The organism is Pseudomonas sp. 05N434, from assembly GCF_056396965.1.
The window spans coordinates 1-9,889 of sequence record NZ_JBFTMK010000130.1 but is presented as its reverse complement, the minus strand read 5'-3'; the positions used below and the strand labels follow the sequence as shown (position 1 = coordinate 9,889).

The 9,889-nt window shown below is 62.3% G+C and carries 11 protein-coding genes and 1 pseudogene; all 12 read right to left on the bottom strand.

Translation table 11 applies throughout. The annotated features are described in order from the left end of the window. Positions 1-134: pseudogene (locus AC1DLB_RS11060) on the bottom strand (nucleotidyltransferase family protein); the annotation flags it as partial. After that, positions 131-1,114, bottom strand: coding sequence for an XdhC family protein (locus AC1DLB_RS11055; protein ID WP_477779334.1), 984 nt, complete (start codon positions 1,112-1,114; stop codon positions 131-133). The gene AC1DLB_RS11055 and the pseudogene AC1DLB_RS11060, both read right to left, overlap by 4 nt. Beyond that, the gene (locus tag AC1DLB_RS11050) at positions 1,114-3,435 is read right to left on the bottom strand and encodes a xanthine dehydrogenase family protein molybdopterin-binding subunit (protein ID WP_477743483.1); all 2,322 of its coding nucleotides are present in this window, start codon (positions 3,433-3,435) and stop codon (positions 1,114-1,116) included. The genes AC1DLB_RS11055 and AC1DLB_RS11050 overlap by 1 nt, the downstream gene beginning before the upstream one ends. Continuing rightward, positions 3,432-3,902: a (2Fe-2S)-binding protein gene (locus tag AC1DLB_RS11045; RefSeq protein WP_007941956.1), complete on the bottom strand. Its 471-nt coding sequence runs from the start codon at positions 3,900-3,902 to the stop codon at positions 3,432-3,434. The genes AC1DLB_RS11050 and AC1DLB_RS11045 overlap by 4 nt, the downstream gene beginning before the upstream one ends. A 242-nt stretch (positions 3,903-4,144) precedes the next feature. Continuing rightward, positions 4,145-5,164 carry a UDP-N-acetylmuramate dehydrogenase gene (murB, locus tag AC1DLB_RS11040; RefSeq protein ID WP_064616576.1) on the bottom strand — a complete coding sequence of 340 codons (1,020 nt, stop codon included), beginning with the start codon at positions 5,162-5,164 and terminating at the stop codon, positions 4,145-4,147. Next, positions 5,161-5,625: a low molecular weight protein-tyrosine-phosphatase gene (locus AC1DLB_RS11035; RefSeq protein WP_018926232.1), complete on the bottom strand. Its 465-nt coding sequence runs from the start codon at positions 5,623-5,625 to the stop codon at positions 5,161-5,163. The genes murB and AC1DLB_RS11035 overlap by 4 nt, the downstream gene beginning before the upstream one ends. Then, complete coding sequence (gene kdsB, locus AC1DLB_RS11030; RefSeq protein ID WP_477785000.1) at positions 5,625-6,389, bottom strand: 3-deoxy-manno-octulosonate cytidylyltransferase; 765 nt, start codon at positions 6,387-6,389, stop codon at positions 5,625-5,627. The genes AC1DLB_RS11035 and kdsB overlap by 1 nt, the downstream gene beginning before the upstream one ends. Next, positions 6,386-6,571, bottom strand: coding sequence for a Trm112 family protein (locus tag AC1DLB_RS11025; RefSeq protein WP_003179363.1), 186 nt, complete (start codon positions 6,569-6,571; stop codon positions 6,386-6,388). Before AC1DLB_RS11025 ends, kdsB begins: the two co-directional genes overlap by 4 nt. Positions 6,572-6,596: 25 nt before the next feature. Continuing rightward, the gene (lpxK, locus tag AC1DLB_RS11020) at positions 6,597-7,607 is read right to left on the bottom strand and encodes a tetraacyldisaccharide 4'-kinase (protein WP_477784999.1); all 1,011 of its coding nucleotides are present in this window, start codon (positions 7,605-7,607) and stop codon (positions 6,597-6,599) included. Further along, positions 7,607-8,035: an ExbD/TolR family protein gene (locus AC1DLB_RS11015; protein ID WP_477784998.1), complete on the bottom strand. Its 429-nt coding sequence runs from the start codon at positions 8,033-8,035 to the stop codon at positions 7,607-7,609. The genes lpxK and AC1DLB_RS11015 overlap by 1 nt, the downstream gene beginning before the upstream one ends. Continuing rightward, positions 8,032-8,667 carry a MotA/TolQ/ExbB proton channel family protein gene (locus tag AC1DLB_RS11010; RefSeq protein ID WP_007941964.1) on the bottom strand — a complete coding sequence of 212 codons (636 nt, stop codon included), beginning with the start codon at positions 8,665-8,667 and terminating at the stop codon, positions 8,032-8,034. The genes AC1DLB_RS11015 and AC1DLB_RS11010 overlap by 4 nt, the downstream gene beginning before the upstream one ends. A gap of 97 nt (positions 8,668-8,764) precedes the next feature. Continuing rightward, a partial coding sequence (locus AC1DLB_RS11005; protein ID WP_477784997.1) for a ComEC/Rec2 family competence protein occupies positions 8,765-9,889 on the bottom strand: 1,125 nt, incomplete at its 5' end.

The following is a 9,889-nucleotide window of genomic DNA, read 5'->3' as shown; positions in this document are numbered from 1 at the left end:
ATCATTGAGTGCACGGTGATGCCATCACGGGCGGTGCAGTCCACCAGCAACTTGTCCTTATCGTCACCCGCTACCTGTCGAAACCGGCTGCCCTGCCCGGCGGCTAGAACGATAACGCCAATGGAGTCACTCATACGCCCTCCTGCAACGGCCTCTTCTGCTTGAGCTCGATGCCGTTCTTGATCGCCACAATCTCGGCCAGCAGCGACAAGGCGATTTCCGCCGGAGTATGGCTGCCGATGTGCAAGCCGATCGGGCCGTGCAAGCGTTCGATGGCCTGTTGGGACAAGCCTAGCTGAGCCAGGTTGTCCCGGCGCTTCTGACTGTTGACTCGCGAACCCAGCGCACCGACATAAAATGCCCTGGAATCCAGGGCCGTGAGCAGCGCCATGTCATCCAGGCGCGGATCGTGGGTGAGCGCGACGATGGCGGTGCGTTCGTCGGTCTGGATGGTCAGCACTGCTTCGTCGGGCATGCCCGGAACGAAGCGACCGTGTTGTTCTTCCCAGCCGTAGACGAACTCGGTGCGCGGATCGCAGATCAGCACTTCGAAATCCAGCAGCCGTGCCATCTCGGCGACATACCGCGATAGCTGCCCCGCGCCGATCAACAACAATCGCCAACGCGGGCCGTAAATGGCGCGCAGTGTGTTGCCATCAAAACTCAGCACATCGTGCTTGTTCGCCGGCTGCAGAACCACTTCACCGGTCGCAATATCCAGCGAGCGCGCAACGATTTCATGCGCCTCGAAGCGCGCCAGCACCTGGGCGACCCACGCCGGATCGCCGACGCGCTCCTCGGTCAGGCGCAACGTGCCGCCGCAGGGCAAACCAAACCGCGCGGCCTCCTCACGAGTGACGCCATAAGTAATCAACTGCACCGGAGGCCCATCGGCCGGGATACGGCCATCGTGCAGCCGGGCAATCAGGTCATCCTCGACACAGCCACCGGACACCGAGCCAATCACTACGCCATCGCCACGCAAGGCGAGCATGGCGCCAGGTGCCCGGGGCGCGGTACCCCAGGTCTGAACCACGCTGTACAACATCACCCGCTGACCGGCGCGGCGCCATTCCAGCACGCTGCGCAGGACGTTCAGATCGACGCTATCCATCAGGCGCCAGCCTTCTGCCAGCCTTGCAGCTGATAGCGAACCGGCAAGTCACGGATGCGCTTGCCGGTGGCCGCGAAGATCGCGTTGCACAGCGCTGGCGCAATCGGCGGCACGCCCGGCTCACCGACCCCGCCCAACGGTACATTGCCCGGTGGCGTGACCAGGTGCACGGCGACTTCCTTCGGTGCCAGGGACATGCGCGCCACTTCGTACATGTGGAAGTTGTCCTGCTGGACCTTGCCGTCCTTGAAGCTGATTTCCCCCAGCACCGTGTTGCCCAGGCCCATGACGCAGGCGCCTTCGAACTGCGAGCGAATTCGCTCGGGGTTGATCTGCGGGCCGCAGTCCACGGCGATGTCGGCTTTGTGCACGATCAGCGTGCCATCGTCTTTGACTTCGACTTCGATCACGGCTGCCACATAAGTGACAAAGCTGTAATGCACCGCCAGGCCCAGGCCACGGCCCTTGGGTAGCTTACGCCCCCATCCGGCGGCTTTAGCGGCGGTTTCCAGCACGGTGCGCATCCGCGCGGTATCGATCGGATACCGCTCGGGGGATTCGCCGTAGTTCCACTCTTCACTCAAGGTACGCGGATCGATCTGACGGTCCGGGCCAAGCAGCTTGATCTGGTATTTGAGCGGGTCCTGGCCGGCCTTATGCGCCAGTTCATCGACAAAGCTCTGAATCGCAAAGCCATGAGGGATGTTCGACACAGAGCGATACCAGCCGACCCGCGTGTGGACCGCTGCTTCAGGGTTTTCCAGGCGCACGCTGGGGATCGCATAAGCCATGTTGGTAAAACCCATGCCCAGCTCGAAAGCCGCTTCATGGTTCATCCCCGGCGCGAACAGCGCGGTGATGCTTGGCGCCACCGTGCGGTGCAGCCAGCCAGACGGCAAGCCGTCCTTGTTCAGACTGGCCTTGAGGTATTCGGCAGACACGGTGTGGAAATACGAGTGGTGGATGTCGTCTTCACGGGTCCACTGCACCCGCACCGCTTTGCCCGGGAATTCCTTGGCCAGGATCGCCGCTTCAACCACGAAGTCCGGCTTGGACTTACGACCAAAACCGCCGCCGAGCAAGGTGACGTTGAACGTGACGTTATCGAACGGAATGCCCAGGCGCTCGCCAATCCGCTCGCGGGTGACTTGCGGCGCCTGGCTTGGCGCCCAGGCCTCACACACACCGTCCTTGAAACGGGCGATGGCGACCATCGGCTCCATCGGCGATTGCGCCAGGTGCGGCAGATAGTAAGAAGCTTCAAGGGTGCTGTCGGCAGCGCTCATGGCCTGGTCGATGTTGCCGGTGTTGCGCACCACTTTGCCGGGCTTGAGCGACGCGGCTTCGAGTTCCTTGCGGTAGGCGATCGAGTCGTAACTGGCGTTGGGGCCGTCATCCCACTCGATCTTCAGCGCTTCGCGGCCCTTGATCGCCGCCCAGGTGTTGCTGGCCACCACAGCCACACCGCCAAGAGGCTGGAACTCGGACGGCAATGGACGGCTTTCGATTTGCAGAACCTTGATCACCCCCGGGACTTTCATCGCAGCGCTGGCATCGAAGGATTTGACCTTGCCGCCGTAGACCGCCGGACGGGCGATGGTGGCGAAAAGCATGCCGTCGAAATGCACATCGGCGCCGTAGACCGCGCGACCGTTGACGATGTCCGCACCGTCGATGGCCTTGGTGCCTTCCTTGCCGATGTAGCGAAACTCCGACGGCTGCTTGAGCCGCAGGCTGTCGCGAGCCGGCACCGTAAGCGCACTGGCTGCTGCGGCCAACGCGCCGTAGCCCAATTCACGGCCAGTCGATTTATGGATGACCTTGTGCAGTTGCGCATGGCACTCGCTGACCGGCACTTTCCATTGCGCGGCAGCAGCTTGCTCAAGCATGGTCCGCGCGGCAGCACCGCAACGGCGCATCGGCTCGTACCAATGACGCATGCTGCGCGAGCCGTCGGTGTCCTGATTGCCGAAACGTACTTCATCGCCCGGCGCCTGTTGCACTTTGACCTGTGCCCAGTCGGCTTCCAGTTCATCGGCCACCACCATGGACAGACTGGTGCGCACGCCCTGGCCCATTTCCGAACGGTTGCAAATCACCGTCACGCTGCCATCGGCGGCGATGCTGATGTAAACCTTCGGATCATCGATCCAGCCGTTGGGCATGCCGTCGGCACCGAATTTCTGCTCTTTTTCGGCGGCTAATGCATCCTGCCAGCCCCAACTGGCGGCCAGCACCAGCGCACTGGTGGCGCCCACGCCCTTGAGGAAACCGCGTCGGCTGAGATTACTCAGCGCAAAATCATTCGGTAGCTGGCTCATGCCTTGGCCTCCTTCAGGTGAGTGGATGCCTGGCGGATGGCGGTCTTGATCCGGTTGTAGGTGCCGCAACGGCAAATATTGCCGACCATCGCCTCTTCAATCTGCTCGTCGCTGGGGTTCGGGTTGGTTTTCAGCAGCGCGGTGGCCGACATGATCTGTCCACCCTGGCAATAACCGCACTGAGCCACGGCGCTGTCGAGCCAGGCTTGCTGGACGACTTTGCCCACCGGGTCGGCGTGCAGGTTGTCGATGGTGCTGACGTTCTGGCCGACCACCGAGCCGATCGGTGTGATGCAACTGCGCGCTGGCGCGCCGTCGATATGAATGGTGCAGGCGCCGCACAGGCCCATGCCGCAGCCGAATTTGGTGCCGTTGTAGCCAGCCACGTCACGGATCGCCCAGAGCAGCGGCATGTCCTCGGTGACATCGAGTTGATGATCTTGACCATTGAGTTTCAGGGTAATCATGGGCACGCCCGCATAGTTATAGAGGTTATGGGGTCGAGCAATCTGCCGCTTGGGGTTCGCGGTTCACTACACGCAGATCGACTCRGGCTAATCGGCTCTCATATGTAGACGCGACGTCTGCACCGGGCCTTTGATGGAGCAAATGCTTGCATCGTTAGCTGGCTAAGTTAACTGAGCATTAACAAAAAAGCCCTGCACATTTGAAAATGTGCAGGGCTTTTTAATCAGCCTGAAGCGTAGCCTCAATACTGGTTGGGTTCCATTTCCAGGTCGACCTTGAAACGCTCTGCAATGTCTTTCTGAATGCGCTGCGCCAGATTCAGCAATTGCAGGCCCGTTGCGCTGCCGTAGTTGACCAGCACCAGCGCCTGTAATTTATGCACACCGGCATCGCCGTCGCGAAAGCCTTTCCAGCCGGCGCGTTCGATCAGCCAGCCCGCCGCCAGCTTCATTTGCCCATCGGGCTGCGCATACGCCACCAGATCCGGGTATTCACCCTTGAGTTGTGCCACAAGTGCGGCGGGCACCAACGGATTCTTGAAGAAGCTGCCGGCATTGCCGAGCACCGCCGGGTCCGGGAGTTTTTCGCTGCGGATGCTGCAAATGGCCTGGCTGACGTCGGTCGGCGTCGGGTGATCAATACCCTGCTCGGTCAGGCGCTGACGCACCGGGCCGTATTCCAGGTGCAGGTGCGCGGTGCGCGTGAGGGTGAAACGCACCCGCAGGATCAACCAGCGCCCCGGCTCCTGTTTGAACAGGCTGTCGCGGTAGGCAAAGTTGCACTCGGCCAGTGTGAAGTCCCGCAGCTCGCCGGTCTGGCGATCGAGGGCTGTCAGGCCGGCGAATACGTCCTTTATCTCGACACCGTAAGCGCCGATGTTCTGCATCGGTGCCGCGCCGACGGTGCCGGGGATCAGGCTGAGGTTTTCCAGCCCCGACCACCCTTGCGCCAGGGTGTGTTGCACAAACGGGTGCCATGGCTCGCCCGCCTCGGCTTCGATCACCACCTGGTTGCCGTCATCGCTCAGCAGGCGAATCCCCCGAGTGGCCATGCGCAACACCAGTGCCGGCACATCGGCGGTCAGCAACAAATTGCTGCCACCACCGATCACCAGCACCGGCACTTCGTGTTCCACCGCGTAGGCCAGGGCTTCGCGCACGTCGGCATCGCTATGGGCTTCGGCAAACAGCCGCGCCTGAACGTCCACGCCAAAGCTGTTGTACGGTTTGAGCGAAACCCGGGGTTGAACCTGCAAACTCATAGCCGTCCCTTCAATTCGATCACCAGCAGATCGCTGGCGCGCTCGATCAGGTCCAGTACCTGTTCGAAGCCTTGGTCGCCGTCGTAATAAGGATCCGGCACTTCATCGACTTCCGACTGGTAGCGACGCAGGAACAAATCCAGCTCGGCCTTGCCCTTGGCCGGTTGCATGGTCTTGAGGTGGCGCAGGTTGCTGTTGTCCATCGCCAGAATCAGGTCGTAAGTGGCGAAATCGGCGCGGGTCACTTGCTGGGCGCGCTGGGCGGACAGGTCGTAGCCGCGCAGTTTCGCCGCAGCCTGGCTGCGCTTGTCCGGGGCCTTGCCGACGTGCCAGTCACCGGTGCCGGCAGAAGCCACTTCGACTTGATCGGCCAGCCCCGCCTCACGCAGCTTGTGCCGCAATACGCCCTCAGCCGTGGGGGAACGGCAGATGTTGCCCAGGCAGACGAACAGAACCCGCATCAGGCCTCCAGCAGGCGACGAACGCGCTCGAGATCTTCAACGGTGTCGACGCCGGTGGGCGGTGCGATCAGCGCATTGGCGACGTGAATCCGCACGCCGTGCCAGAGGGCACGCAGCTGTTCCAGAGACTCGGTGTTTTCCAGCCAGCACGGGCCCCAGGTGACGAAGTCCTGAAGGAAGCCGGCACGGTAAGCATAAATGCCGATGTGGCGGCGATATGGCACGCCTTCCGGCAATTGCTCGCGGCTCTTGGCAAACGCGTCCCGAGCCCACGGCAAGGTGGCACGACTGAAGGTCAGCGCCAGGCCATTGAGGTCGCTGACCACTTTGACCACATTGGGGTTGAACAGGGTTTCGACGTCTTCGATCGGCTCGGCCAGGGTGGCMATGCGTGCTTCGGTGTGAGCAGCCAGGTTGGCGGCGACCTGATCGATCACGCTTGGCGGGATCAACGGCYCGTCGCCCTGAACATTGACCACGATCGCGTCCGGGGCCAGGCCCAGTTTCGCCGCAACTTCAGCCAGGCGGTCAGTGCCGGAGTTGTGATCTTCGCGAGTCAGCACCACTTCGGCACCAAAGCCCTTGCAGGCCTCGACGATGCGCGCATCGTCAGTGGCAACCACCACGCGCTGGGCGCTGCTTTTGCTCGCCTGTTCCCAGACGTGCTGGATCATCGGCTTGCCGGCGATCAGCAGCAGCGGCTTGCCCGGCAAGCGGGTGGAGGCGTAACGCGATGGAATGACAACGGTAAAGGCTGTGGTCATTTATCCAGACGCTCATCGGTGGTCAGGGTGCGCGCTTCGCTTTCGAGCATCACCGGGATGCCGTCGCGAATCGGGTACGCGAGGCCGGCGCCCTTGCTGATCAGCTCGGTTTTGTCGGCGCTGAGCTTGAGCGGGCCTTTGCAGACCGGGCAAGCGAGGATGTCGAGCAATTTGGTGTCCATGTACATTCCCTGGATAGAAACGGAGTTAAGGCAAAAGACGAGCCGGCAACAGGCGCATCAGCTGTGTATCGAACCAGGCCACGAAGGCCGGCGATGGCGCAGCATCGACCGCCAGGTACCACCAATCGGCGGCGGCGAAGGCACGGCACTTCACCGCGTCCTTTTCTGTCATCACCACTGGCAATGACGGTGTGAAATTCAAGGCCTGCACGCTGTATTCGGCGTGGTCGGCAAATGCATGGGGCACTGGCCGCCAGTGTAGCGTTTCGAGGGTCGTGAAGAAACGCCGGGGATTGCCGATCCCGGCCACGGCGTGCAGGGCCTGACCAGCGGGAAAGTGGTCCAGAGGCCGCCGTTCGCCGCTGTGCAGGTTGACCAGTTCGGTGGGTTGCAACTGGAAGGCAAAACCGTCTTCGCGATCATTGGCAGCGCCGTTGTACAGCACTGCATCGACGCTTTGCAGGCGCTCGACCGGTTCGCGCAATGGTCCGGCGGGCAGACAACGGCGGTTGCCCAAGCCGCGAGCGGCGTCGATCAGCACCAGTTCCAGGTCTCGAGCCAGCCGGTAATGCTGCATACCGTCGTCGGAAAGGATCRGGTCCAGCGGCTCACTCGCCAGCAAGGCTTTGACCGCACGGCTGCGGTCCGGGTCGATCATCAGCGGCACGCCGGTGCGCTGGACGATCAACAGCGGCTCATCGCCCGCCACGTCCGCGCCTTGATCCGCCGCGACCCGCCACGGCAATTGCGGCGGTTTGGCGCCGTAACCACGGCTGACCACACCCACCCGCAGACCGCTGCGCTGGCAGTGCTGGATCATCCACAGAATCAGCGGCGTCTTGCCCGTGCCGCCCACCGTGATGTTGCCGACCACGATCAGCGGCACCGGCGACTGATAGATCTCGCCCTCGCCCGCCAAAAAGCGCTCGCGCTTGCCAGTGACCACGCGTCGATACAGCCATTCAAGAGGCTGCAACAGCTTCAACGCCGGATGACCTTCGTACCATGCGGCGAGCAATCGATCGGACATGGCCATCAGGACGCCGGCGCCGCCTCGACAGTGGTCATGCGCAAGTGGCTGAAACCGAGCTTGCCGGCAGSGTCCATCGCGGTGATGACGGACTGATGGGGGGTTTTGCCATCGGCGCTGATGGACAACGGCAGATTGGTGTCGCCATTGGATTCTTTCTGTAGCGCTTCCATCAGGCTGGTCAGGTCGTTCTTCGGCAACAGCTGGTTGTTGACCGAATACGCCCMGTCGGCGCTGATGGCGATGTCCAGTTGCTTGAGCTGCTGGTCTTCGGCCGGGGAGCCGCTGACCGCTTCCGGCAGGTCGACGCGCAACTGGGTTTCACGGGTGAAGGTGGTGGTCACGACGAAAAACAGCAACAGGATAAACACCACGTCGATCAGCGACGCGAGGTTGATGTCTACCGTTTCCCGTGGTTTACGACGGAACTTCACGCTTTACCCTCGGCCAGGTCCACGTCGCGATCGCCCTGAATAACCTCGACCAGTTTGATCGCCTCTTGCTCCATGCCCACCACCAGCTCATCGATCCGGCGTTGCAGGAAGCGGTGGAAGAACACGGCCGGGATACCGACCATCAGGCCCGCGGCGGTGGTGATCAAGGCCTTGGAAATACCCCCGGCCAGCACCGCGGCGTTGGTGCCCATGCCCGTGCCCATGAACGCACTGAAAATATCGATCATGCCCAGCACCGTACCCAGCAGCCCCAGCAACGGAGCCATGGCGGCGATGGTGCCCAAGGCGTTGATATAACGTTCGAGCTCATGAATCACCCGCGCGGCGGCCTCTTCGATGCACTCTTTCATGATCTCGCGACCATGCTTGGAGTTCGCCAGACCGGCGGCGAGGATCTCGCCCAGCGGAGAGTTGGCGCGCAACTCCTTGAGTTTTTCTTTATTGAGTTGCTTGTCCTTGATCCAGACCCAGACCTGCCCGAGCAAGTGCTCCGGGGTCACGCGGCTGGCGCGCAGGGTCCAGAGACGCTCGGCGACGATCGCCATGGCCGCGATGGAACTCAGAATGATCGGCAGCATCATCCAGCCGCCGGATTTGACCAATTCCCACACAGTGACAGTCCCCTCGAAAAAGTGCGCCACTCTAACATAGGGGGTGGGCGCACCGAAGACCGCGATGTCGCATCCGGTCGGGCTTTAATGACGCGGGCTACTGGCGCAATGCTGGCGGATCGCGCCAGAAACGCCGTTCCTGAAGCATCGTCCAAGGTGGTTTGAAGCGCCCCAGTTGTAGACGAATGGCACCCTGCTCGGCGCTGTCGTAGATCGCCATGCCACGCTTTTGATAACGCGCCACGACTGTGGGATGGGGATGACCGAAAGAATTACCGTTGCCACGGGAAATCAGCACCGCTTTAGGCAGCAGAGCGCTGAGCAACGCCATCGAAGATGAGCTGCGACTGCCGTGGTGCGGGGCCTGCAACCAGTCCGTCGGCACCGCCAGTGGACTGTCGAGCAGCACCCGCTCGGCCGCGGTATCGATATCGCCGGTCAGCAGCAACCGCTCGCCGTTGGCTTCGATCTGCAGCACGCAGGATTTCTGATTGCTGTCGCTGGCCGACGACCACTGCCAGAGCTGGAACCGCACATCGTCCCAGGTCCACTGTTGACCGCTCTCGCAGCCCTCGGCATGCAGCTCGTCCGGCAGGGCCAGTGGGTCGCCACTCAGTACCCGAGTCACCGGCACACCGCTGGCAATCGCTCGCGCACCGCCGGCGTGATCGGCGTCGGCATGGCTGATCAGCATCAAATCAAGTCCATTCACCCCCAGTTTGCGCAATGTTGGCAACACCACCCGCTCACCCAAGTCGATATCGCCGAACCGTGGCCCGGCGTCATACAGCAGAGTGTGATGGCGGGTGCGCACCAGAATGGCCAACCCCTGGCCGACATCCAGCTGCCAGATTTCGGCGACGCCTTCAGGCAGCGTGTGCCGGGGCGCAAAAACCAGCAACAGCAACATCGGCCAGCCCAGCGGGCGCAACGGCACGCCCGGTGGCAGTAACAGCAGAAATGCGCCCAGTGCGCCGAACGCCCAAACCCACAACGGAACCGCCACCGGCACCCACGCGGGCAATTGCCCGGCCACCAACGCCAGCCCCTTGAACAAAAGGTCGATCAGACTGCCAGCCAACCACAGTAACCCCTCGCCCACATAGGGAACGGCCAACAGCAGCGTTCCGAGCAAGGCCGGCGGCAAGACCAGCAGGCTGATCCAGGGCACCGCCAGAAGATTGGCCAGCGGCCCGCTGAGACTGATCGGCAACCCCAGTAC

Bases quoted from the DNA above. Each gene is read 5' to 3' on its own strand.
- AC1DLB_RS11025 (WP_003179363.1), bottom strand. From the start codon at position 6,571: ATGGACACCAAATTGCTCGACATCCTCGCTTGCCCGGTCTGCAAAGGC.
- AC1DLB_RS11055 (WP_477779334.1), bottom strand. From the start codon at position 1,114: ATGGATAGCGTCGATCTGAACGTCCTGCGCAGCGTGCTGGAATGGCGC.
- AC1DLB_RS11035 (WP_018926232.1), bottom strand. From the start codon at position 5,625: ATGCGGGTTCTGTTCGTCTGCCTGGGCAACATCTGCCGTTCCCCCACG.
- AC1DLB_RS11050 (WP_477743483.1), bottom strand. From the start codon at position 3,435: ATGAGCCAGCTACCGAATGATTTTGCGCTGAGTAATCTCAGCCGACGC.
- AC1DLB_RS11045 (WP_007941956.1), bottom strand. From the start codon at position 3,902: ATGATTACCCTGAAACTCAATGGTCAAGATCATCAACTCGATGTCACC.
- murB (WP_064616576.1), bottom strand. From the start codon at position 5,164: ATGAGTTTGCAGGTTCAACCCCGGGTTTCGCTCAAACCGTACAACAGC.